The 22,979-nt window shown below is 39.9% G+C and carries 20 protein-coding genes; 9 read left to right on the top strand and 11 right to left on the bottom strand.

The features are described from left to right. The first annotated feature begins 61 nt into the window (after nucleotides 1-61). From ADHAQ_RS27985 to ADHAQ_RS0105920, 4 genes are all read left to right on the top strand, one after another. Entirely contained in the window at nucleotides 62-211 is a 150-nt protein-coding gene (locus ADHAQ_RS27985) for a hypothetical protein (protein ID WP_157433353.1), read from the top strand. Between the two features lie 205 nt (nucleotides 212-416). Continuing rightward, nucleotides 417-1,304 (top strand): cysteine synthase CysM, encoded by an 888-nt coding sequence (cysM, locus tag ADHAQ_RS0105935; RefSeq protein WP_026462158.1) that lies wholly within the window; start codon nucleotides 417-419, stop codon nucleotides 1,302-1,304. A 164-nt stretch (nucleotides 1,305-1,468) separates the two neighbouring features. Then, a complete protein-coding gene (locus ADHAQ_RS0105930) occupies nucleotides 1,469-2,512 on the top strand; it encodes an NAD(P)-dependent alcohol dehydrogenase (RefSeq protein ID WP_026462157.1) in 1,044 nt (347 codons plus the stop codon). Nucleotides 2,513-2,652: 140 nt separating this feature from the next. Continuing rightward, nucleotides 2,653-3,048, top strand: coding sequence for a GtrA family protein (locus ADHAQ_RS0105920; RefSeq protein WP_211240572.1), 396 nt, complete (start codon nucleotides 2,653-2,655; stop codon nucleotides 3,046-3,048). A 5-nt stretch (nucleotides 3,049-3,053) separates the two neighbouring features. Here the strand turns inward: ADHAQ_RS0105920 and ADHAQ_RS0105915 are convergent, their stop codons facing one another. Continuing rightward, nucleotides 3,054-4,676 carry a glycosyltransferase family 39 protein gene (locus ADHAQ_RS0105915; RefSeq protein ID WP_026462155.1) on the bottom strand — a complete coding sequence of 541 codons (1,623 nt, stop codon included), beginning with the start codon at nucleotides 4,674-4,676 and terminating at the stop codon, nucleotides 3,054-3,056. 83 nt (nucleotides 4,677-4,759) lie between these two features. Here ADHAQ_RS0105915 and ADHAQ_RS0105910 point away from each other — a divergent pair, with 83 nt between their 5' ends. Both ADHAQ_RS0105910 and ADHAQ_RS24675 read left to right on the top strand, forming a co-directional pair. Then, the gene (locus ADHAQ_RS0105910) at nucleotides 4,760-5,674 is read left to right on the top strand and encodes a glycerophosphodiester phosphodiesterase (protein WP_026462154.1); all 915 of its coding nucleotides are present in this window, start codon (nucleotides 4,760-4,762) and stop codon (nucleotides 5,672-5,674) included. 47 nt (nucleotides 5,675-5,721) lie between these two features. Then, nucleotides 5,722-6,378, top strand: a complete 657-nt coding sequence (locus ADHAQ_RS24675) for a GAF domain-containing protein (RefSeq protein ID WP_071781096.1) — start codon at nucleotides 5,722-5,724, stop codon at nucleotides 6,376-6,378. Between the two features lie 5 nt (nucleotides 6,379-6,383). Here the strand turns inward: ADHAQ_RS24675 and ADHAQ_RS0105900 are convergent, their stop codons facing one another. From ADHAQ_RS0105900 to ADHAQ_RS0105885, 4 genes are all read right to left on the bottom strand, one after another. Further along, nucleotides 6,384-6,719: a hypothetical protein gene (locus ADHAQ_RS0105900; protein ID WP_026462153.1), complete on the bottom strand. Its 336-nt coding sequence runs from the start codon at nucleotides 6,717-6,719 to the stop codon at nucleotides 6,384-6,386. Nucleotides 6,720-6,982: 263 nt separating this feature from the next. After that, on the bottom strand, nucleotides 6,983-7,720 hold the full coding sequence (locus ADHAQ_RS0105895) for an ABC transporter ATP-binding protein (protein WP_026462152.1): 738 nt from the start codon (nucleotides 7,718-7,720) through the stop codon (nucleotides 6,983-6,985). Nucleotides 7,721-7,794: 74 nt separating this feature from the next. After that, on the bottom strand, nucleotides 7,795-8,016 hold the full coding sequence (locus tag ADHAQ_RS0105890) for a DUF2795 domain-containing protein (RefSeq protein WP_019948259.1): 222 nt from the start codon (nucleotides 8,014-8,016) through the stop codon (nucleotides 7,795-7,797). Between the two features lie 162 nt (nucleotides 8,017-8,178). After that, complete coding sequence (locus ADHAQ_RS0105885) at nucleotides 8,179-8,997, bottom strand: outer membrane beta-barrel protein (RefSeq protein ID WP_026462151.1); 819 nt, start codon at nucleotides 8,995-8,997, stop codon at nucleotides 8,179-8,181. 660 nt (nucleotides 8,998-9,657) lie between these two features. On the opposite strand from ADHAQ_RS0105885, the gene ADHAQ_RS27100 reads away from it, so the two are divergent. Next, a complete protein-coding gene (locus ADHAQ_RS27100) occupies nucleotides 9,658-11,838 on the top strand; it encodes a T9SS type A sorting domain-containing protein (RefSeq protein WP_084523761.1) in 2,181 nt (726 codons plus the stop codon). Nucleotides 11,839-11,939: 101 nt separating this feature from the next. On the opposite strand, the gene ADHAQ_RS0105875 is transcribed toward ADHAQ_RS27100, so the two are convergent. Next, a complete protein-coding gene (locus tag ADHAQ_RS0105875) occupies nucleotides 11,940-13,226 on the bottom strand; it encodes a DUF349 domain-containing protein (RefSeq protein ID WP_026462150.1) in 1,287 nt (428 codons plus the stop codon). Nucleotides 13,227-13,475: 249 nt separating this feature from the next. Between ADHAQ_RS0105875 and ettA the strand changes: the two genes are divergently transcribed. Further along, nucleotides 13,476-15,140, top strand: a complete 1,665-nt coding sequence (gene ettA, locus ADHAQ_RS0105870) for an energy-dependent translational throttle protein EttA (RefSeq protein WP_026462149.1) — start codon at nucleotides 13,476-13,478, stop codon at nucleotides 15,138-15,140. A gap of 141 nt (nucleotides 15,141-15,281) precedes the next feature. Beyond that, on the top strand, nucleotides 15,282-16,454 hold the full coding sequence (locus tag ADHAQ_RS0105865) for a class I SAM-dependent methyltransferase (protein ID WP_026462148.1): 1,173 nt from the start codon (nucleotides 15,282-15,284) through the stop codon (nucleotides 16,452-16,454). 89 nt (nucleotides 16,455-16,543) lie between these two features. Here ADHAQ_RS0105865 and ADHAQ_RS24665 read toward each other — a convergent pair whose 3' ends face one another. From ADHAQ_RS24665 to ADHAQ_RS0105840, 5 genes are all read right to left on the bottom strand, one after another. Continuing rightward, nucleotides 16,544-17,641, bottom strand: a complete 1,098-nt coding sequence (locus ADHAQ_RS24665) for a LysM peptidoglycan-binding domain-containing protein (RefSeq protein ID WP_157433352.1) — start codon at nucleotides 17,639-17,641, stop codon at nucleotides 16,544-16,546. Nucleotides 17,642-18,174: 533 nt separating this feature from the next. Next, entirely contained in the window at nucleotides 18,175-20,667 is a 2,493-nt protein-coding gene (locus ADHAQ_RS0105855) for a TonB-dependent receptor (RefSeq protein ID WP_026462147.1), read from the bottom strand. 48 nt (nucleotides 20,668-20,715) lie between these two features. Beyond that, complete coding sequence (locus ADHAQ_RS0105850; RefSeq protein ID WP_026462146.1) at nucleotides 20,716-21,978, bottom strand: sensor histidine kinase; 1,263 nt, start codon at nucleotides 21,976-21,978, stop codon at nucleotides 20,716-20,718. Then, nucleotides 21,979-22,656: a response regulator transcription factor gene (locus ADHAQ_RS0105845; RefSeq protein ID WP_026462145.1), complete on the bottom strand. Its 678-nt coding sequence runs from the start codon at nucleotides 22,654-22,656 to the stop codon at nucleotides 21,979-21,981. Between the two features lie 66 nt (nucleotides 22,657-22,722). Beyond that, nucleotides 22,723-22,917: an ADP-ribosylation factor GTPase-activating family protein gene (locus ADHAQ_RS0105840; protein ID WP_026462144.1), complete on the bottom strand. Its 195-nt coding sequence runs from the start codon at nucleotides 22,915-22,917 to the stop codon at nucleotides 22,723-22,725. Nucleotides 22,918-22,979 lie beyond the last annotated feature (62 nt).

Raw genomic sequence — 22,979 nt, 5'->3', positions numbered from 1 at the left:
AAGCAAAGGCTAAAGCTCAAGTAATCGCGGAGAGCTTTGTTGGGTTGATATTGTTTTAGTAATGGAAGAAAAACAGAAACAATACCTGAATAAATTCTTCCGAGAAACGATAAGGGCCCGTAAACTAAAATTATTAGGTATTCCGGGCCGTTACTGTTACATGCAGCCCGAGTTAATGGAAGAACTTAAGCATAAGGTAAAACTTTTTTAAAACTTATCTAAGGGCAAACTTATCAGCTAGGTTCTGGGGTAAAGGAATTAAGGAAGAATGGCTTAATGATTAAGAAAATTTACTCCTATTCCGTTTAGGCAACTGTTATATTTGCAGCAGTAAATAAATTATTAGTTTTAGGTAAAGCAGCCATTTATAAAACAAAAAGTTTTGCTAAAAATGGCTGCCAATGAATTATTTAAATATGGCTTCTTTATTAGAATTTATAGGCAATACGCCACTGGTTGAATTAAATAATATTAACCGAAAGGCTAATGTAAAGTTATTAGCTAAACTAGAAGGGCATAATCCGGGCGGCAGTGTAAAAGACCGTGCGGCTTATGGCATGATTAAGGGTGCTTTGGATAGAGGCGAGTTACAACCGGGGATGAAGCTGATAGAAGCAACCAGCGGCAATACCGGAATTGCGTTGGCCATGATTGCCCGATTATTTGGAGTTGAAATGGAACTGGTAATGCCGGAAAATGCCACCGCCGAACGTGTTATGACTATGGAAGCCTTTGGGGCAAAAGTAACCTTAACACCGGAAGCCGGCTCTATGGAAGCTGCCATTGATTATGCCCGTGATAAAGTAGCCAGTGGCGGTTACTTAATGCTAAACCAGTTTGGGAATCCGGATAATTACATGGCTCATTATTATTCTACTGGTCCGGAAATCTGGAATGATACGGCTGGTAACGTCACGCATTTTGTTTCTTCTATGGGTACAACGGGTACCATTATGGGCGTTTCGCGTTACTTAAAAGAGCAAAGCGAGGCCGTGCAGATTGTGGGGGTGCAGCCAATTGAAGGTTCCCAAATTCCTGGAATCCGGCGGTGGCCACAAGAATATTTACCAGCTATTTTTGAAAAAGAGCGCGTAGATCGGATTATAGATGTGGCCGAAGCCGATGCAGTAGCTATGACCCGCCGGCTGGCCCGGGAAGAAGGCGTGTTTGCCGGTATGAGCAGTGGCGGGGCTGTTTTAGCCGCTACCCGCCTGATTGAGGAACTGGAAGAAGGCGTGGTGGTTTGTATTATCTGCGACCGTGGCGACCGTTATTTGTCTTCAGATTTATTTAAATACCAATAAAGGAGCTAAAATAATGGGGTTTAGCGCTAATAATGGCCTTATATTGGGTTAGCCCTAAAGCATTTTTGAAGGTTTAATATACGTAAAGCCAAAATAACAGTATAAGGTTAAATATTTATAACGGAACCCGTTTATAATCTTCAATACATAAACCAACTAAAACTATGATACCAGCACGTGGTTATGCCGCTCAAAATGCTACTACGCCTTTAGGCCCGTTCAATTTTGAACGCCGGGAAGTAGGCGAGAACGATGTATTAATTGATATTTTATATTGTGGCGTTTGCCATTCTGATATTCACCAGGCACGCGATGAGTGGGGCGGGTCTATTTTCCCGATGGTGCCAGGCCACGAAATAGTGGGCCGCATTAGTAAAGTAGGCGGTAAAGTAACCAAATTTAAAGTAGGCGATTTAGCCGGAGTAGGGTGCTTTGTAGACTCCTGCCGTACTTGTGCCAGCTGCCAGGAAGGTCTGGAGCAATACTGCGAAGTACACAATGTGCAGACATATAACAGCGTGGAAATGGATGGCAAAACACCAACTTATGGTGGCTATTCTTCTCAGATTACCGTTGATGAACAATATACTTTAAAGATATCGGAAAAACTGGACCTGAAAAGTGTAGCGCCACTGTTATGTGCGGGTATCACTACTTATTCGCCGTTGCGTACCTGGAAAGTGGGAGCGGGGCATAAGATAGCTGTAGTGGGTTTAGGTGGTTTAGGGCATATGGGCGTAAAATTAGCTGCCTCTATGGGCGCCGAAGTTACTGTTTTAAGTACTTCGCCTTCTAAAGAAGCAGATGCCAAAGAACTGGGCGCTCATAAATTTGCCGTTACCAAAGATCCGGAACAAATGAAAGCCTTGGGTAGCTATTTCGATTTTATTTTAGATACTGTTTCGGCACCACACGATTTAAATATGTACCTAAGTTTATTAAAACGCGATGGTACTATGATATTAGTAGGGGCACCACCTGAGGCAACACCCTTGCATGCTTTCAGTTTAATTCCTAAACGTAAGCGCATCGTAGGATCCATGATTGGCGGTATTGCCGAAACTCAGGAAATGCTGGATTACTGTGCCGAACATAACATTGTTTCGGATGTAGAGGTAATTCCAATGGCTGAAATCAACAACGCTTACGAGCGCATGATAAAAGGCGATGTGCGGTACCGGTTTGTAATAGATATGTCAACATTGTAACATTATTTATATTAGAACTTTAAAAAGCCAGTTGTTACAGCAGCTGGCTTTTTTATTTATGGTTGCTTCTACAAAAGAACTTTCTACTTTTGCACCAGAATTGGCTAATAAAAAATAGCCTGAGTCGAAAATCAGCATACATGCCTGACAATACTGTATCTCTGTTATTTAAATTTCTTAAGTTTGGCTTAGTTGGTTTCTCCGGATTGGCTCTGGATTTTGGTGTAACTTATTTAACCAAAGAAAAGCTAAACTGGAATAAATATTTGGCCAATAGCCTGGGCTTTATTGTGGCCTGCACCAGCAATTACCTTTTAAACCGGGCCTGGACTTTTCAGAGCGCCGATCCCGAAATAGCCTGGCAATTCTCCAAGTTCTTATTAGTATCGGTAATAGGTTTGTTATTAAACAACCTTATTATATTTCTCTTAACCGAGCGCTTTAAACAAAACTTTTATGTAAGTAAGTTTTGTGCTATCGTGCTGGTGTTTTTCTGGAATTTCTTCTTGAATTACCTGTATACCTTCACTTCTTAAAAAGTCTACGGCAGAATCTGGTAAATACGCACGTGCTCGTCTTTGTGTACCCGCGGGTTTAAGCGGTGTAATAATTGGTCATAAAGTGACGGTTCAACGGTATTTTCCAGTTTTATCTTAGGATATAAATGGTGGATACGCTTTAATCGTTTATCTAACTCATCCTGCCCCACAACTACTAAATACGCGGGTTTGTACCTTGGTTTTATTTCAGCCTGCAAAGAGTCAAGTGGTTTTTTATCGTTCAGGCTATAAACCATTACAAAGTTTTTTGGCAAAGGCAAAGTGGTTTTATACTTAGCCCAGATGTGTTTCTCATCTTTATCGAAATCTTCGGCTTCGGCGCTCATACGGCCTAAGTAATATAAAGGGGGCATTTTTAGGCTATGGTTGCCAAACTCCAAAAGAATTCCCTTCAGGTTTTGTTTTTCAGAAAGGTAAACCAGCGGAGCGACACGGCTCTTTTTGGTATAAGTAAAAGCCAGGGCGGTAGCGGCAATGAAATTAATAATCCAGAAAAAGCTCCAGCTGGCGGCCAATAGTTTCCGCCGTCTTAGCCAAAAGCGTGATTGCCTTACATAGCCTTGCCAACCAATCACACCTAAAATCATAATAACCGGAAGAAGCGGCAGGATAAAACGCTCTTGTTTATTAGGGAAAAGCGAGTGCGCTACAAAAAAGATAACCCCTCCCCAAAACAGCATGGGTGCTATTTTGGCCATGCGGGTAAAGCCCACTAATAAATAAACACTTAGAGGAGGAACCAAAAAGCCTAATATGGTTAATAAAAAGCGGTATACTGGTCCGCTGCTAAAATCCTGGGCGTGGTCGGTGTTATAAAAGAAATACGTAACTACCGAATGGAAAGGGTAATCAAAAAAGATTACATCAATGGTACCCTGAATAAGTGAAGCCAGCAGAATAAAACCTACAATAAACAGCAATAACCGGCGCCATTGTTTTTGATAAAGTAAAACAATGCCAACGCCTCCGGCTAAAAGCAGGGTGTGGTACCGCAGTACAAAAGCCAGGGCAAATAAAGCGCCAGCCCAAAAGTAAACGGAGCCTTTTTGACCTTTCTGATTTTTAAGTAAAAGGTAAAAAGCTGCCAGAAACGGCGGAATACATACCATCTCTACCAGGTTACGGACACTCATAAAAGGCATAAACCACATAAGGGCCAGCATTAGTCCTACAATGCGGGCATTGCGCTGGTGCGAAAGGAGTTCAGTTATTTTATAACCAAAATAGACGATCAATAAAGAGTATAAACCATGTAGCAGACGTACTACTATCATTTTCCCGTCTGGGTTGGTAAAACCTATTTTATCGAAAAAGAAAAATAAGCCATAGTGTATACCCGCATAAAACATGCTGTGCCTGGGAGGCATGTCTTCGTTTAGCCAAACCGGTAAACCATACACCCAATCCTGCGCTATTCTGATAATATCAAAATGATCATCATGGAAGGCATAACCCCGGGAAAAGAAAGCAGCTGCTACCCGAATAAGTAAGGCAATTATTAAAATAGCCGACAACGGAATCAGGTACCGGTTGTTGGGTACTATTTGGTCGGGGGTAGTAGCAGGAATTTCTTTATCAGATGGGAGGGGAGCGGGTATATCCATAAACTTATTATAAATGTGAAGGCAGCCTGATAAATTATTAAGCTTGAAAGGTAAAACTTTTTTCCTGCAAAGTATCTTTGTTTATGAATTACCGGCAAACCAGAAAATCTTCATTAAAACAGAAAATAAGATTTACTTTTTTACTTATACTTTTACTAGGGGCTGCTATTTATTTTGGTTACGCTTTCAAAATTAAAGAACAAATAGCTTCCCTCACGCCAATACAAAGAAATGTTTTGTTAATTGGCCATGCCGGCAGTGGATTTTTCTCTCCTTTAAATCCCTTTAACCCATTACCCCCAAGTAGTTTTGCTTCTATTGTTAAAGCCATTAAAGACGGTGCCGATGGCGTAGAAATAGATGTGCATTTATCGAAAGACGGGGTTCCGGTGCTGTACCACGATGAAACCTTAAACTCCATGTCTGCAGGTAAAGGCTTAATTGAAGACTTGCCAGCCTCAAAGGTAGTAGGATTAGCCTATACCGGTGGGAACCCTTATGATCTCTTTCAGAATGAAAAAATTATAAGTTTAGAAACCATGCTGCAGGAGTTTCAGCAGTACCCGGCATATCCGTATTTGCATATTGATTTACGCCATCATGGGCCTAACCGGCATGCTTATTTTGCAGGGCAGGTTATGGGGTTATTGCGCCGATACAAATACCCGGTTGAAAAAGTATCTATTGTGTATGTAAAACCAGATTTATTATTGGCTTTTAAAAAAGAAGAGCCCCGGATAACCTTATTATTAGATATTGATCAGGACTTTGAAAAAGGTTTAGCCATAGCTCGGATTAATAAATTACAGGGCTTAGTAGCAAATGCTAAAGGTATGGACGAAGCTAAAGTAAAAAAAGCCCGGGAGCAGAATTTGCAGGTGATTCTTTTTGGTCCGAAAGCTAAAAGCTCCATTTTAAAGGCCCTGAAATTGGAACCAGATGCCATTGAGGTGAACAATGTGCCGGCTATGCGCCAAATGATAACTAGTAAATATTAGCTATTTTTAGTAGGTTTACGCTAAACAATACTACTTTATTGAATACCATGATAACAGAGACCAGAGAAGAAGAACGCATAAAGGTATTAAGACGGTATGATATTTTGGATACGCCACCTGATGGTTCTTTGGATCGGTTAACCGCATTGGCCGCTAAATTATTTAATGTACCCATTGCTATAATTAGTATGGTGGATACCGACCGGATCTGGTTTAAATCGCATCATGGGTTGGAGGTAGAGCAGGTTGACCGTGATCCGGGTTTATGTGACTCAGCTATTTTATCAAACGAGGTATATATTGTTGAGGATGCTAAAGAAGATCTGCGAACGTTGGCTAATCCATTAGCTGCCGAAGGCTTTGGTCTGCGGTTTTATGCCGGTGCGCCTTTGCAAACGCGGGATGGTTATAACCTGGGTACTTTTTGTTTAATTGATAAAAAGCAGCGATACCTTACTGAAAATCAAAGAGAAATATTGCGGGAGTTTGCAGCGGTAGCCATGGACGAGATTGAAATAAGGTTATCAGCCCGCCAGAATACTAAAAAAGTAAACCTGCTTTTACAAGAAACCGCGCAGCATCTAAAAGCTTCGGTTTACAAGCTGGAAGATATGGCGGGTACTTTAGGTAATGATCAATTGCATAGCCTTGCGGAAGAAACCAAATCACTTCTGCAAAAGATTGAACAGCAAGTTGTCAAGTAACTTTTTTAGTGAATGTATTCTTTATAATTAGCCCGGTTTTTCCGAAACTGGGATTCTTTTAGATATACTTCTCCTTCTTTGTTAAAAATAAAAATTACGGTGTCCTGAGAATAGTGGTACGCTGTAAACGATTCTCTGATTTTGCTGCCATTCTTTTGTTTGTAAGGTAATACCCAACCAGTGGTAAGGTCAGGTTCGCCCATAATGTCTTTTACCGTACTCGCCGACATACCGGCCTCTATATCATTAAATGTTTTATTCCGGTTGCAGGCAAATAATACTGTAAATAAAAAAACAGGTAGTAGAAGTTTATAAGTAGTAGGAAGCTGTGGTAATTTCATAGTGCTGTTAAGGTAAAACCTTTTATTTTACAAAGATAATAAAGTTGCTGCTACTTAAATAACCAGCCATGGCCGGCATATAAATAAGCCGAACAACCTCCGATTTTTAATTAAACAATATAACTAAGAAAGGCATTTTAGCAGCAGTAAAGTTCCTGTATGGGGATGGTTTTCTGGTATAGCTAGCCATGCATAAGAAGGAGAACTTCTGTAAATAAACTATTTGATTAACTGCTCGTCCTGCCAGTAATGTTTTATTTCATTTAACATTCAGGAGTATTGACCGGAAATGGGTGTTTTTCTTCCAGAAAAAGAATGTTTTCTTTGATTGTTTCGCTGGAAAGTACCTCCAGAATTGGCTCAGGTTTAGATATATTAAGAATGTAACCAGTGTGGCCGTATAAATTGCTTAAGTCGTGGGTAATGCAAAGCACCAGTTTCTGATCTTCCTGCACCCAGGATTGAAGTAAATTAAAAACCCGCTTCTTATGATAAATATCCAGGTGTTGCGTAGGTTCATCCAGTAAACACACTGTTGCATTGTGCAGCATGAGTTGCGCCAGCCAAATCAGTTGCTGTTCGCCTCCCGATAACTCTGTAAACTCCCTTTTAGCTAAATGAGCAATTTGCAAACGAGCTAATATCCGTTCTGCCAGCACGTAATCTTCCCGGGAGTATTGTTCAAAAAAGCGTTTGTTCCGGAACAAACCCATTACGACCAGGTCTTGTACCTGAATAGGAAAGTTTACGGTGTTTTTTTGCGGCAAATATGAAAGTATACCGGAGGCAGCCGGGTTCTTTACAAACTTTATATTTTGTTGCTGAATCAGGATTTGGCCCTGGTAAGAAATGGTGCTGGTAAATGCTTTAAAAAAGGTGGTTTTGCCTGAGCCGTTATGCCCCACAATGGCTACCAGCGCCGGAGCCGGGATTGAAAAAAAAAGGTTGCGGATCAGAACGCGTTGTTCATATCCCGCAACCAGGTTTTTTACTTCTAACATGAATAATTACGAATTTGAATTGGGCAGTTACAAATAAAGTTTTTCTTTTCTGTAATGCCTAATTCGTATTTATTCTAGTATTCGTCTTCATTAAACATGAAGTCTTCTTTAGTTGGATAGTCTGGCCAAACTTCCTCAATGTTTTCATAAGGCTGTCCGTCATCTTCCAGAGCTTGTAAGTTTTCTACAACCTCCATCGGAGCGCCTGAACGAATTGAGTAATCAATCAACTCGTCTTTAGTTGCCGGCCAAGGGGCATCTTCTAGGTATGAGGCTAATTCCAGTGTCCAATACATATCTTTTTCTCCTTAAAATGACTTATAAACGGTTCGCAAAAATAAAATAATTTATTAGAATCCAAATATTAATAAGAACTAATATAATAGAATTATTGATAATTTTAACTTGACAACGAATAAAAATCTTAAATGTTTTCTGAAAAATTTAACTTTCCACGCTTATTGCGGCTTTTTAAATATATAATGAATTCCTACCTGTAAGCCACCGTAGGTGTTATGCCGCAGAATATAGGTGTCAAAATCATACTGATCCTGGGTAAATTCCTTATCCCGAATTTCTTTAAAAGCATAATTTACGCGGAGGTTGGCCGAAAGGTAAAAGTTGCTGCTAATATCATGCTCCACGCCAAAACCTAATACTGCATACAGGTCAGGGGCATTTAATCCGCCGGCGGGTTTGCCCCAGGGCGCCCCTTTTTCTTTTCTGGCCAGCACGTATGTTCCCTGGTTTATGGTTTTAGAACTTCCTCCCCTTGCTGCCGAAGTGGCGGTTTGGTTAAAATGGTTTACTTCTTCTCCTTTTATCAGTAAACCTAGTTGTGGCCCAAAATGAACATTAAAGCGGGTAACATCGCCCCCGGTAAACTTCCAGAGAAAGGGTATCTGCAAATAGGTTAAGTCTATTCTTTTTTCGCCTACTTCTTTACCCGATCCATCGGTAATGGTAAAGTTCTCTCCCTGGTTAGAAAGGTAAACTTCTGCTTGTATATCGTGCCGGCTGTTTACTTTGTAACCTAGCGCTACGCCAATAGGTGCCCATTTAAAAGTTGTGTTGTGCTGGCTATGCTTGTTAAAGTCCTCATCGTTGCGGTCAATAATAATCCAGGTATTATTCAGAGCGGTGGTTAAGCCAAAATGAAAGCTCCCGTGCTGGTTACGAGTAGCTGGGTCAGGGGTAACTTCCAAATCCTGGGCCTGTAGCTGGTTAACAAATGCGGCTAATAAAAAAGCAAAAAGGGTAAATGTATTTCTTTTCATAGTATGTCAGTTTTTATACTTAGCCCAAGTATACGCCCCAAGTGAAATAAGATGTTACAACAAGATCTTTTTTTATCTCGGTTATTATAAAAAAGACTTGCTCTTATTTGAGTAAGAAAAATTCAATTTTTTCATATTTAATTCTATACATCTTTAATGACAGAATTTATTGTTCAAAAAATTCTGATTAAAGTTATAGCTTGAAGACTCATCCGTTTTTATCCTTGAATTTTGCCTTAAAACCCCCCTCTAGTTTATCTCAATGTTAAGTTTTTGCATTTAATCAATAAATATTTGCTTTTTATATATTTAATTTATTAATTTATTTAAATGGTTCAAAATAATCGTCGTATAGTTACAATTTAAATTAAAAAAGTAAGTTTTAAAGTTTAATTAAATATATAAATAGTTATAAAAATTTAGGTTAATAGATATACTAGAATAAGGGATAAAATGTGAGTTAAGATTTCTGGAGTCAAGAAATTTTAGCTTTTATCGAGGTTGTATTACTTGCTTGTGTTTTGTAAACATTTGAAGCATAAGGAATTGTATTGCCTTTTTTCTGCCACCACCACAAAGGTCTTATAACAAATTTGAGATAAGACTTGCCGTCATTGAGTCTATATAAGAATTAAAATAAAAATTTTAAAACAAACGTTTATGAAGCTACTTTTTACTCCCAGTTTAAGGTTATTTCTATTGAGTGTTCTCCTAACTCTAACTTTTTGGCCAAACTCCGCTGCTTATGGGCACAATCATTATTCTACTGGTGGAACTTCAGGAGTTGTAGAACGAAACCCTTCCAGTAACAAAATTTTAACCCGTATACTTAATGCAGAGTATGCAGCCGATGATAATCCTACTACATATGCAACGCTTCATAGACTTCTAGCACTTGATGTTTTAGGAAATAATTTAATAGGAGAACAAATTTCATTAAGGATAAAATTAGATGGTACATCTCAAGCTGGTACAAGAGCAGGATTTTTAGTTGCTCCTGATGATTACCAGATTGCAGCAGCAGATATTTGGAGTAATGTTTATATTACAACATATCTAAATAATAGTTTTCAGGAGGAGCACAAAGTAAGTTCTAATTTATTAAAGGCAGCATTTTTAAGTAATAAAAGTAAACCATTCCAATTGGAGTTTATTTCTACTAAAGATTTTAATCAAGTGAAAATTGAGCTTAGGGCCGGAGCTTCATTAGAACAAAAACTTCGTGTTTATTATGGTTATGGAATTCCTATTGGATCTCAAGCACCTGTTGTTGGCTATCTTTCCCGGTTTGATGGTACTGGTTCGTCATTAGCAAATAAATATGTTGCCGCCAGCTCCTGTTCATCCACTGGCTGGGTAACTCCAGAAAATGTGGCGGATAGAGATTTGACAAACTTTGCCACCATTAATAATTTAGCTGCTCTAACCTGCTCGCTTGATATGAAGGTATCGTTGGAAAAAAATGCGCCAGCTAATTATGTGGCAGGATTTATAGTTGGTAGTTCTGGTATTTTAGACGCTGATGCCCTTAGCCGCTTAACTATTACTACATTTTTAAATGGTGCAGAACAGGAATCAACTAATGAAGCCAATTTATTGAGTTTAGCTCTATTGCCAGATGGTAAACAACAACTTTATTTTACCTCTACTAAGCCGTTTAATGAAGTGCGACTACGATTAAATAGCCTAGCAACTCTTCTACAAAATTTAAGAATATATTATGGTTTTGGTTTAGAACCTACCTATCTTGATCCAAGAGATAAAGCACTTTCTCAGTTTTCTTCTCTTGATCCACAATATTATGCTACCAAAGAAAATGGCATTCTTTGTCCAGGATGCACAACTTTAAATGCCTTTAAAGCTGCTGATAATGATTTAACAAATTTTGCAGAATTAAAGGATTGGGCATCTCTTCTTTCTTCGAAAGGGTTAAAGTTGCGGATTAATAAAACAGGTACTGCTGGTAACCGGGCTGGAGTCATCTTAAGAACCGTTAGTGGCCTCATAGATGTAGCAGCTTTAGAAAATATAGTAATTTCTACTTACTCTGGTGACAGATTAATTGAGTCTGCAAGAGGTAGTTCTTTAGTTGCACTAAATTTATTAAATAACAATAAGCAGGAAGTATATTTCTATACTACCCAGCCTTTTGATTATGTAGCGGTAGAGTTAAACCGAGGAGCAACAGTATTAGAGGATACGGAGGTGTATTATGCCTTTGCGGATGATAAACTAATTACTCCTGAGGGTACAGTTCCAAATGATGTTTTACCAGTTACACTACTATCTTTTAACGGAAAATTAAATGGGAATTCGGTAAAACTGTCCTGGTCCACTGCTTCCGAAGAAAATAATAATTTCTTTGAAATAGAGCGTAGCTTAAGCCCCGACAAAGGTTTTGCCCCGGTTGGCAAAGTTGCTGGTAAAGGCAATACCAATACCGTACAGGAGTATTCGTTTGTAGATCCGTTACCGGCTGCAAATAAAGAAGTAGTTTATTACCGGTTGCGCCAGGAAGATTTTAACGGCGACCAGGAATACTCTAAAGTAGTAGCGGTAAAACTGCCACTTAGTAATAACCTGGCTTCTTTGAAAGTGTATCCAAACCCTACTGCTTCTGGTCAGCATGTAACGGTGCAGCTACATACTGCCGGAGTAACAACCGGAGACTACACTATTAGTGTATTTGATTTGCAGGGAAAATTAGTGAGAAACTTAAAAATTTCGGAGCCAACTACGCCACTTTCTTTAAATGCGCTTTCTACAGGGGTATACTTTGTACAGGTAAGCTCTCCACAAAACCAGTTTAATGAAACCCAACGGCTGGTAGTTAATCCGTAATTTAAGTACGAATTATAAGCTATCTAAATAAAAAAGCAGGTTAATTAACCTGCTTTTTTAATGCTCTTACGGATAAGGTAAAAAGTATTTTCAGCTAAACTTTACTGAGTCTTTAACATCTCAATAAGTTCTTGTTTCGTTTTTATCTTTCTGTTAAAGTTCTTGATTTTGCCTTGCAACATGCTTCGGAAAGCTTCATTGCCTGGCGTATCGGCCAACTTGCCTAAGTTGGTTTCCAATACTTCCAGTTCCTGTTTATCGGATTTAATAAAATCGCGCAAAGCATTCATTCGGGCGTGATTTTGTTCGGCTGGGTTGGCTTTACCAGCTAAGTTCCGCTTACGCAAATAGTGCTCCAGACTACTAAGTTCAAATACCTTATCACAGGCCACTATAAAGCGCTCCCAAAGTTTATCAGATTCTTCGCCTTTTACCGGACCTACCTTTTTCCAGGCGGCTTGTAACTCTTTAGCCTTGGGTACAGCTTGTTGTATGTCTACGGTAAGTAAACCTTCAGCCTCCTCGGCCAGTTTGCGTTTGCGGCTTAAATTATCCTCAAAGTACCGATCTTTGGATTCATTTTTAGTCTGGTTAATATGTTCTTTCAGCCGGTCGAAGAAATGGTTATGAGCTTTCCGGAATTTATTCCAAAGATCGTTAGATGTTTTACGTGGCAGGTTACCCCCAATTTCTTTCCATTGCTGCTGGAATTCTTTTAATTTTTGGGTAGTACCTTCCCAATCATCAGAATTCTGAACAGCCTCCGATTTAGCAATTAAATCTTTATATTTATCCAGTATGCGGTTAAGCATGCTCTGCTTATCCTCAAAAAACTCTTTTTTACGGGTAAAAAAGTTTTCTACGGCATTTCGGAAACGAACTTCAATTTCTTCGGCAATGGCTTTATCTACCGGGCCGGTCTTTATCCAGTTCAGGCGGAGTTCCTTTAGTTTCTCAGTGGTTCCTTTCCAGTCTACACTGTCCTGCAGGGTTTCTGCTTCGGTTATCAAAGCTATTTTGGCCGCCAGGTTTTTATCGCGGTTGCGGCTGATTGAAGCTTTTATTTCGTTTTCGGCTTGTGTAAGCTGGTTATAAACACCTTCAAAATCGCCTAGCGCATCGTATTTTTCTACCTGTTCTTTCAGGTGCATTACCTTCATCAGGAACGAACCTTTATTTTCAGATTCTTCAATTTTCTTTAAAAGCGCATTTACTTTTTCACGAAACGTTTCGAAACGATAAGCAAAGTATTGCAGCGATTCTTCTTCCACGTCCTTCACTTCGCCAACTTGTCTGGCCGGAAAGTTCATGAATGGTTTCAACCACACCTGATTTTCCTGTATATATCCGTACTTCCGGGCCTCTTCTAGATAGTCTTTATTTTCCATTTAATTGGATTAAACTAAAAATTTCACAAGTTTACTACTTTCTCTAGTTTCAAAAACCGAAAACGTGAGAATATTTCCGATATTTGCCAAAGTTGCCTACCTGTAATATAGGCGTTAGAATATACTTATTGTTGGTTAAAAAGTTGTTGTCAAAGTTATTATATCCTTTCTTTCCTGCCTATAAGTAGCTTAAATTTGTTGCGCATTTATTTTTGATATTTAGTTTATACTTAGAACGATAGCTATTATATGAGTGAAACCATAATATTTTCGATGGCGGGGGTAAATAAAATTTATCCGCCTCAGAAACAAGTTCTTAAGAATATTTACCTTTCTTTCTTTTACGGAGCAAAAATTGGAGTACTGGGTTTAAACGGTTCGGGTAAATCTAGTTTACTTAAAATTATTGCCGGCGTAGATAAAGCTTACCAGGGCGAAGTTGCCTTTTCGCAGGGATATACGGTAGGTTACCTGGAGCAGGAACCACAATTAGACCCCACTAAAACGGTTAAGGAAATAGTGGAAGAAGGGGTGGCCGAAGTAGTGGCCTTATTAAAGGAGTTTGACGAAATAAACGAAGCCTTTGCCGATCCGGATGCCGACTATGATAAATTGTTAACCCGTCAGGGCGAGGTGCAGGAAAAACTGGACCATTTTGGCGCCTGGGAACTAGACAGCAAATTAGAACGGGCCATGGATGCGCTCCGCACACCACCAGGCGAGGCTGTTATTGGTAATTTATCGGGAGGTGAAAAGCGGCGGGTGGCGTTGTGCCGCCTACTATTACAAGAGCCGGATGTATTATTACTGGATGAGCCTACCAACCACCTGGATGCTGAATCGGTGTTATGGTTGGAGCAGCACTTACAGCAATACAAAGGAACGGTAATTGCCGTTACCCACGACCGGTACTTCCTGGATAAAGTGGCCGGCTGGATTCTAGAATTAGACCGCGGCGAAGGTATTCCGTGGAAAGGAAATTATACCAGCTGGTTAGAGCAAAAAGCTAACCGGTTAGCAAAAGAAGAAAAGCAGGAAAGCAAACGTCAGAAAACATTACAGCGCGAGTTGGAGTGGGCCCGTATGTCGCCTAAGGCTCGTCAGGCAAAGTCTAAAGCCCGTTTAGGTAACTACGAGAAATTAGCCAGCGAAGAAGCAAAAGAGAAAGAACAAAAACTGGAGTTATTTATTCCGGATGGTCCGCGTTTAGGAAATTTAGTAATTGAGGCTGAAGGGTTGAGCAAAGCTTTCGGCGATAAATTATTATTTGAGAATTTATCCTTCTCGTTACCGCCAGCTGGTATTGTAGGTATTATTGGGCCAAACGGAGCGGGTAAATCCACCTTATTTCGGTTAGTTACCGGCCGCGATAAACCCGATGCCGGTACGGTAACAGTTGGGCCAACGGTAGAAGTAGCTTACGTAGATCAGCAACATGAATCCCTGGATCCTAACAAATCAGTTTTCGAAACTATTTCGGGCGGAACTGAAACCATGCTCTTAGCTGGTCGCCAAATAAACTCCAGGGCCTATGTTGGTAGGTTTAACTTTACAGGTTCGGACCAGGAGAAAAAAGTAGGCGTATTATCGGGTGGGGAGCGTAACCGGGTGCACCTGGCTATGACCTTAAAACAAGGAGCCAACTTGTTACTGCTCGATGAGCCAACCAATGACTTGGATGTAAATGCTATCCGGGCACTGGAAGATGCCCTTGAAAACTTTGCTGGTTGTGCTGTCGTTATTTCCCACGACCGTTGGTTCCTGGACCGGATTGCTACTCACATTTTGGCGTTTGAAGGCGAGTCGCAGGTGGTTTGGTTTGAAGGAAACTTCTCGGACTACGAAGAAGCTAAACGCAAACGCCTGGGTGATGTGGAACCAAAACGTATCCGGTATAAAAAATTAGTAGATTAATAATAAGTTCTGGAGCATAATATATTAAAAGGCAGCCTTTATGAGCTGCCTTTTTTATGCTGAAATTACTTCTGCCATTGAACAACTGGTTATGTTTAATTTGTTGAAGTAAAATATCTAAAGTAAAATCTTGTTAAATAAATGTCTTTACTACAGCTAGGTGATTTTTTTAAGATTAGGCGTAATGCTTCTGAGATAAAAACAGAAATACTATTGCCTTTTTTTAAAGTATGGCTGGAGCAGCATCATCATAACCCTGGAGTTGCTGCAAAAAAGAAGCTTTTTCTGGATCTTAATACTGGAGCTGGGTACGATAAGGAAGGAAATCCTGCTGCGGTTCTTCAATTATTTGATACTTTGAAAGCCGGCCAGATTGCTGCTGATCAGGTTCAGGTATTTCTGCACGATCCTAATAAAAACAATCTTGTAAAGATTAAAGCAAATCTTGAAGAGGCGGCAGAAGATAACCCGTTAGCTGACGCACTTGCTTATTTAGATGAAGAGGCTAGTCAAGCGGATTTATTAGAACTGCTCAATAAGCAACATCCGGCATTGGTGTGTATGGACCCTTTCAGTAGTGGTTATAGTCAGAAATTATTGGCAGGTTTAGAACCTGATAAATGGGCCGCTGATTTCTTTTTTATTTTTAGCCCTACTAAATTAAAAGCTACCTTATTGGCTAATGAGGGTGAAAAAGAGGATCAATACTTTTTAACGTCCCGAATTTCTGCCTCTAAAACAGCATTCAAATCTGAAAAGAGTATTAAACGAAGAGAGCAACTGCTAATAACTAAATTAGAAGCTATTTTTTCAGATTTAAACTACCATACCCTTTCTTTTAAAATTAATCATCCTGATAAAAATCAGGCCGACTACTACCTGCTGTTTGCTTCTCAGGCAAAACCTGTTTACCTGGCTTTTAAGGAAAGGCTACAACAGTATAGCGATTTGCAGGAAGATGAAGTGCCGCTGATGGGGGCAAACTTACAGGACGTAGCACCAACTATACCCGGCTTCTTTAAACAAATTAATAAATACTGCCTGGAAAACCTGGTAGAAGAGTTAGCCCAAAGCAAAAGCCGGTTCCATTATAAAACCATTCAGGAGGTTTACGAGGAGCATGGGGCCGGAACACCTTATAGCAAAAAAAATTACTCGACAGCTTTTAAAATGTTAAAAGAGCTTGGCCGGATTAATTTAGTAGACCAAAACAATAAGCAGGTAAAAGTTATAACGGATAATGTTTTTGTATTTTATAAACTACACGGAAGTAATAAAGATGGGCTGCCGGGTAGTCAAACAAATTTATTTTAAACAACCTATATCTGTAGTAAGTCCATTTATTCCAGGAGCCTCCTGATGAGATAAGGAGGTAATTAAATTTTAAACAATACTCCTAAAGCTTAGTTACTTAATGCAGTTGTACTAACAGATTGGGGCCGGGGCAGGTCCTGCATAATGCGTTGCGCCATCTTAGTAAGGTTATCCCACACAATCCGGTTAATGTCGTTTATGTTAGAAACATAAGGTATCCGCAGTTTATTACCTGCAATTATTTCCCCTTCATTAGTCAATATGGTATAATGAACAACAAAATCCCGGACGAAATTTTTAGTTACCCGATCCAGGCAACTGGTATAGTCGGTGTGAATTTCAAATTGATTAATAAACAGGTAATAATCTACAGCATACTGGGTATTAAAATACGTGTATAAAGAAGAGTCCTTTACCTGTACACCATAGTACTTGCTGTCATCCTGAGATACTGCGGGGCTTTTGGGTGTTCCAGAAGCAGCTTTAAGCTTTTCTTTCTGTTTTTGTAGCCAATTGTTCGTAGCTGTTTTTTGAGGCAAAGGGTCTGTATAAAATTTAGACTTCGTAACACGCTGGTAGTTATAACTTAAAGATTTATAAATCTTAGCAGCTTCTGCCGTACTATCGTGAAATGCGCCGCCAATTAGATTAATATTTTCATAGCCTTCCGGTTTTAAATAAGCATTTAGCTGGCTCCGGAAAATATAACGAATATGCTGGCGCGGAATTTTCGATTGGAGAGCAATGTCATTATCGGCATCTGAGAAATAGAGGTGCGGATCGAATGGGATTATTAAAATCCGTTGGGCCTGTTTATTGGCTTTCGCGTATTTGGCTGTTGTTTGAGTAGTAACAGGTGTGGCAGGTTGTGGTTCGGGTACTGAGGTTGGAACTTGATCTGCCAGGAATGCTTCCTCCGTAGTAGCAGGTTCTGGGTCAGTAGCAGCAGATGGGCTTGTATTGGTTACTACCCGAATAACACTACCGATCTGTAAGGCTTTGCCATTCCATGCAAAGAGACTATCCAGGGGGATCTGGTATCGTTTTGCTAACTGATAATAAGTGTCTCCCTTTACTACCAAGTGATATCCTGGCCCGGAGGCCGGAACCTGTGCCCAGGAAGTAGCGGTAAAGAAAAAGATTAAAAGGAAGCCATGTAAAAACCAGTTCATTCTATTTTTCTTCATCTTCCCAAAGATTAAGTTAGCGGACTTATTCAGGTAGTTAAAGGTAGAGCCCCCGTGAAGAGGATGCAAGTTAAATTTAGATTCTTTATGCACAGGGTTTTCCACTGTTTGTCATGTAGTTACATGCTTATTGTCTAATATTTAAGGATTAAAGTGCCGCTAATAATAGATTTGATGCCATCTGCAGCAACTTTTAAAAGTTAAATAGAAGAATCAGTAAATAAGTAAAATAGTTAAACAGTATGGCTGGCTTTAGCCACTTATACCACGATCGTGGTTCTGGTGAAAATTACCCCATGTGAATAAAAAATATTATTGACAAAGATGGTTCCCTTCACTTTATCAAGCTAGGTAATTGGTTTTATGCCAAAGGTCTTATTTGGATCTATTAAATACTTTCTGGTTAAATTTATTACCCTTGCTGATTCTGTTTACCTGGTTACTAATTTTATTTCAAAGAAAAAGTGCCATTAACTGATTGGTATTAATTTTTTCTTTCTAAACTTTTGTATGAATTAAAGCTGCTAAGTTTATTAATTCTCATACACATCATCGTCCGCGTCGTCATCGGATTGTTTCCGCTTGCCGGTTAAGTTACCAAAGCGATAGGTAAAGCCTACAAATACAAATCGGGTTTGCAGTTTGGTCATGTTCGTAGAATTGAAATTTTCGCCGCTTTGCCGGGTAGTAAACCGAACGGTATTAAAAATATCTGTTACTCGTAAATTGATGGTTCCCTTCTCCTTTAAAATATCTTTCTTCAAAGCCATTTCGGTAGCATAAACAGCTCTTAAAGTACCTTGGGCTAATATAACCGGCGACCGGTAGAAGCCGGAAACCTGTACGTCTAATCCTTTATTGAAGCTAAAGGTAGAGTTTAAGCGGGACGTCCAGCTAAAGTTCTGATTGTTTAGGTTTGTACCAGCATTGCCACCTCTAATCTGGTTCCGGAAACCAGAAATATTGCCGTTTATTTTCCAGAAACTGGTTAAGGTACGGTTAGCGGTAAGTTCTATTCCAAAAGCGCGACGGCTGCCTAAATTAATAGGAGTTATCAAGGTTATATCGGGTGTGTTGGCTGGGCGCAGCACCTGATTAGCGTTAATGCGTGGGTCGTTTGCATCTAAAATTATGCGGTAACCCTGAATGGCGTTATTGGTTTCGCGGTAAAAAGCAGTACCGGTAATAGAACCTTTATCACCGTAATGTATCTGACTAAATTCAAATGAATTAGCTAGCTCGGGTCTTAAACCTGGATTGCCCCGCTGAAAAGTTAAAGGGTCGGAGATAGAATCTAAAAAAGGATTCAGATTACCGAACCCGGGCCGGTTAATGCGACGGGTGTAGCTTACCTGAAGCTGGTCGTTTTTGCTCAGTTCCTGCGTGATAAATATACTGGGGAAAAAGTTTAGGTAAGAGCTGTCTGGAGCTATCTGGTTATTGCTTATAAGTTCACCTTTTACATTGGTATATTCTACCCGGCCACCTATCTGGTAGCTGGTTTTATTTATGCTATTCCCATAGGTGGAGTACAGCGAATGCACCTGTTGATCCAGCACAAAATGGTTAGTGCTGTTGGGTACATCTACCCAGTTCTGGCCGTCAGTATTAAGCTTCTGGATAAAGTAATCGCCGTCGCGGTGGGTAATAATACTTTTATAACCGGCATCCAATTTCCCTTTTTCGCCCAGCGGTTCGGTGTAATCGAGTTGGCCTGTTACCTGATAGTTATTCTCGTTATTAAAACTTCTTGGTTGCTGAAGGCGGGGCGATGGTGTAGTTTCCAGGTTTTGCTGAATAAAGTTCTGAGTTTCTAAACCATTGGAAGGTGAGAAAACAAAATCAGCGGTTAGTTCCCGACCTTTTTGGGCAAAGGCTTTCCGGTAGCCCAATACATAATCATAATTATATTCTTTCTCCCGTTCATCGTTGCTCCTGAAATAATATTGCCGTAAATTATTATTAGCACCAGTAATCCGGTTAACTAAATTTTCGCCTTCCAGGGAGTAATGGTTGCGGTAAATAAAAGAAGCTGATAGGGTTTGCGTAGAAGTAAGTTCCAGGTCAGCGCCTACTTTTACGGTGTATACACTGCCGTTCCGACTTTCGTTCGACGACTGGTTCAGGTTAGAAATATCACTGCCAATTTGGGTAAAACGGGTTTGCCGGCTGTACCCGGTTCTTCTTTCCTGACGCAGATCATAAGAGCCGTAAAAGTTAACGCGCTTGTACCGGTAATTTAAATTAAGTGAGGTATTTAGTCGGTAAGGAGAAGCAATATTGGCGGCTGCCTGCCCATGAAAGCCCCGTTGACTTTCTTTTTTAAGAATAATATTGATAATTCCACCTTCGCCTTCCGCATCGTACCTGGATGAAGGGTTGGTAATTACTTCCACACTTTCAATAGAGCTGGCTGGTATTTGCTCCAGAATCTGACCAGGTGTAGAAGTAAGCATACCAGTTGGCTTACCGTTAATTAATATCCGTAAATTGCCGGTGCCCCGCATGCTAATATTACCTTCTACATCTACCGTTACGGAAGGAACATTTTTCATAACATCCACACCAGTTCCGGCGATATTGGTTAGGTCTGCGGCCACATTTACTACTTTACGGTCCAGGCCATAACTTACCATTTCGCGTTGCCCGATTACTTCTACAGCTTGCAAAGTAGTACTTGCCGGCGAGAAAGCAATCGTGCTTAAGTTTACTGCCGGATTTGTGGCAGAAAGGGTTACCGTGGTTAAGCGTTTGGTGCGGTAGCCTACCAGGGATGCTTTAGCAATGTAGGTGCCGTACGGAATACCCTCTACCACAAAGCTGCCTTTTTCATTGGCCATAGCACCGGTTACTATTTTGGTTGTATCCTCGGTGGCCAATAATATTACATTGGCAAAGCCTACCGGTTGCCTTGTAGCTTGATCAACTAAAACTCCACTTACCTTGCCGTCAGGCGTTTGGGCCCATAATTCTGAAATAGGAATAAAGAGGCTGAGAAACGCACAAAGAGTAAAACTTTTAATCATAATACAATTATTGTGGTGGATTTGGAGTATAGATGCGGTACCTGCTTATTAGAAGGTAAGGGTAAATGAATGCCAATCTTTGGAGTAGCTGTACTGTATGGATATGCCATTCATGTCGCAAATTTTACGAACAATAGCCAGACCTAAACCCAGCGATTGTGGTTTGTCCGGGTTTTTCCGGAAACGGTCAAATATTCTATCAGCCGGGAAAGAAAGCGGTTCGCCTGTATTACTAATAGTAATCTGATGCGGTATTGCTTTAATGGCAATTTCCCCATCTTCATGGTTATGGGTTAGGGCGTTTTTAAGCAAATTATTAACCAATACATCTAAAAGGTAGCTATCAATATAAAGAGTAGCATGCTCGTCTAAATCGGCGGTAATTTTTACGTTCTTAAGTTCAGCTAATTCTTTAAAATTAAAAAGAATACCGTTAATAAATGTTTTTAGCTGAATTTGCTCCTTGTTTATAAATTCCGAGTTATTAATCTTGCTAAAGAGCCCGAGCGTTTTGCTTAACCGGGATAAACGGGAGGTAGACTGGTAAATAGCATTAAGTACCTGGAAAAGGTCTTCGGGCATATTGCCAGCTTTTAGCAGCATTTCTAACTTAGCCCGTATTACGGCCAGAGGTGTTTGTACCTCATGCGAAATATTGTCGGTAAATTCTTTTATGTTCCGGTAGTCGTGCTCGATGCGGTTTATCATCTGCGCAATAATCAGGTTTAATTCTTCAAATTCCTGGGTATTGGTAGGCTGTAAAAGCAGGGGCTGATTCCGGTTAACCGAGTAGTTGCGGATCTGGTCGAGGGTATGGTTAAAGGGTTGCCACAAATACCGCGACGATAGGTAATTTAAAAGCAGTAATACCACCATTAAAGCCAGGAAAATGTAAATAGCCGCGTGAATGATAAATTTGGTGAGCAGCACATAGTCCTGAATAGCCATGTAAATAGTTATGCGGTAAATTTTACCTTTAATGGCTTTGTCGAAGGTACGGGCCCGGTAAAGCTCCAGTTCGCCCGAAACATCATTTAATAATTTAACATCCCGGTTAAAGCCAGCAATAATGGGCTTGGTAACTTTAGGTAGTAACTCTACTTTTATGGTTTTAAAAGTAGCAATGCGTTCCATGTCCGGAATGGGCTCAGCCAGCATGGTTAGAATCCGGTTTTCGCGGTACCGGAAATAGTCCCGGGCTTGTTTATCAATAAAATTGTTGGCGTTTGTGTATAATATAAAACCACTGGTAGATATTACCAGGCCAATGATAAGCAAATAAAGTAAAGTAGTTTTAGTAATGAGCTTCATTTATTCGGTTACAAATTTATAGCCCATCCCGTAGATAGATTTTATGTTGTTGGTGCTGCCTTTGGTTTGAATTTTTTTGCGCAGGTTTTTAATATGTGTATAAATAAAGTCAAAAGAATCAGCCATATCTATATTATCACCCCACAAGTACTCAGCAATAGATTCTTTATTTAAAATACGATTCCGGTTACTAATAAAATAAAGCAGTAGTTCGTATTCTTTTTTGGTTAAGGTTATTTCCTCTCCTTTTACAAATACCTCCATGGTAGAGGTATTAATCCGGATATCATCCACTAATATTTCATTAGTACCGTTAAATCGCTTCCGGCGCATCAGCGACTGTACCCGGGCATTCAGTTCAGCTAAATGAAAGGGTTTGGTCAGGTAATCATCAGCGCCCAGGTTTAAACCTTCCAATTTGTCATCTAAAGCATTTCTGGCCGATACAATTAATACCCCGGCATCTGAATGATTTTGCTTTAGCTTTTTTAACAAATTCAGTCCATTTCCATCCGGCAGCGTAATATCCAGTACAATAATATCGTACTCATAAATGGCTGTTTTCTCATCGGCGGCAGCATAGGTAAGCGCTATCTCGCATAGGTAGCCTTCCTGCCGCATGTAATTTACCACCGTTTCCGAAAGGTCCGGATTGTCTTCAACTAATAATATCTTCATGCTAGTGAAAAGAACTAAACTATGGAATAATTCTGTAGAAAACTTGAAGCTTAGGGAAAGCCGATATTATGCCTGTACATACTCCTGTAAAATCTGCATGGCCTCCGTATCAGTAGAAGCTTCTACTACTTCGTCCATTACAAACTGAATTTCTTCTTCCGACCAGTTCTCTTTTTCGGCTGATTTAACAAAAGCCCCTAAGGCCACAAACCGGGATGCCTCTACGGGCAATAACATTTTAACTTTTTTCTTTATGCGCATAACTATTAGTAACAAGTACGAATAAAAGGGTTTATCAGGAAAAGTTAATAATTAAACGTAAA

This window comes from Adhaeribacter aquaticus DSM 16391 (assembly GCF_000473365.1).
Taxonomy (GTDB): domain Bacteria; phylum Bacteroidota; class Bacteroidia; order Cytophagales; family Hymenobacteraceae; genus Adhaeribacter; species Adhaeribacter aquaticus.
The sequence above is the reverse complement of the archived record's forward strand: the minus strand, read 5'-3'. Positions and strand labels throughout refer to the sequence as shown.

What these genes read in the sequence shown, in the direction of transcription:
- ADHAQ_RS27985 (WP_157433353.1), top strand. Translation starts at nt 62, where the DNA reads ATGGAAGAAAAACAGAAACAATACCTGAATAAATTCTTCCGAGAAACG.
- cysM (WP_026462158.1), top strand. Translation starts at nt 417, where the DNA reads ATGGCTTCTTTATTAGAATTTATAGGCAATACGCCACTGGTTGAATTA.
- ADHAQ_RS0105930 (WP_026462157.1), top strand. Translation starts at nt 1,469, where the DNA reads ATGATACCAGCACGTGGTTATGCCGCTCAAAATGCTACTACGCCTTTA.
- ADHAQ_RS0105920 (WP_211240572.1), top strand. Translation starts at nt 2,653, where the DNA reads ATGCCTGACAATACTGTATCTCTGTTATTTAAATTTCTTAAGTTTGGC.
- ADHAQ_RS0105915 (WP_026462155.1), bottom strand. Translation starts at nt 4,676, where the DNA reads ATGGATATACCCGCTCCCCTCCCATCTGATAAAGAAATTCCTGCTACT.
- ADHAQ_RS0105910 (WP_026462154.1), top strand. Translation starts at nt 4,760, where the DNA reads ATGAATTACCGGCAAACCAGAAAATCTTCATTAAAACAGAAAATAAGA.
- ADHAQ_RS24675 (WP_071781096.1), top strand. Translation starts at nt 5,722, where the DNA reads ATGATAACAGAGACCAGAGAAGAAGAACGCATAAAGGTATTAAGACGG.
- ADHAQ_RS0105900 (WP_026462153.1), bottom strand. Translation starts at nt 6,719, where the DNA reads ATGAAATTACCACAGCTTCCTACTACTTATAAACTTCTACTACCTGTT.
- ADHAQ_RS0105895 (WP_026462152.1), bottom strand. Translation starts at nt 7,720, where the DNA reads ATGTTAGAAGTAAAAAACCTGGTTGCGGGATATGAACAACGCGTTCTG.
- ADHAQ_RS0105890 (WP_019948259.1), bottom strand. Translation starts at nt 8,016, where the DNA reads ATGTATTGGACACTGGAATTAGCCTCATACCTAGAAGATGCCCCTTGG.
- ADHAQ_RS0105885 (WP_026462151.1), bottom strand. Translation starts at nt 8,997, where the DNA reads ATGAAAAGAAATACATTTACCCTTTTTGCTTTTTTATTAGCCGCATTT.
- ADHAQ_RS27100 (WP_084523761.1), top strand. Translation starts at nt 9,658, where the DNA reads ATGAAGCTACTTTTTACTCCCAGTTTAAGGTTATTTCTATTGAGTGTT.
- ADHAQ_RS0105875 (WP_026462150.1), bottom strand. Translation starts at nt 13,226, where the DNA reads ATGGAAAATAAAGACTATCTAGAAGAGGCCCGGAAGTACGGATATATA.
- ettA (WP_026462149.1), top strand. Translation starts at nt 13,476, where the DNA reads ATGAGTGAAACCATAATATTTTCGATGGCGGGGGTAAATAAAATTTAT.
- ADHAQ_RS0105865 (WP_026462148.1), top strand. Translation starts at nt 15,282, where the DNA reads ATGTCTTTACTACAGCTAGGTGATTTTTTTAAGATTAGGCGTAATGCT.
- ADHAQ_RS24665 (WP_157433352.1), bottom strand. Translation starts at nt 17,641, where the DNA reads ATGAAGAAAAATAGAATGAACTGGTTTTTACATGGCTTCCTTTTAATC.
- ADHAQ_RS0105855 (WP_026462147.1), bottom strand. Translation starts at nt 20,667, where the DNA reads ATGATTAAAAGTTTTACTCTTTGTGCGTTTCTCAGCCTCTTTATTCCT.
- ADHAQ_RS0105850 (WP_026462146.1), bottom strand. Translation starts at nt 21,978, where the DNA reads ATGAAGCTCATTACTAAAACTACTTTACTTTATTTGCTTATCATTGGC.
- ADHAQ_RS0105845 (WP_026462145.1), bottom strand. Translation starts at nt 22,656, where the DNA reads ATGAAGATATTATTAGTTGAAGACAATCCGGACCTTTCGGAAACGGTG.
- ADHAQ_RS0105840 (WP_026462144.1), bottom strand. Translation starts at nt 22,917, where the DNA reads ATGCGCATAAAGAAAAAAGTTAAAATGTTATTGCCCGTAGAGGCATCC.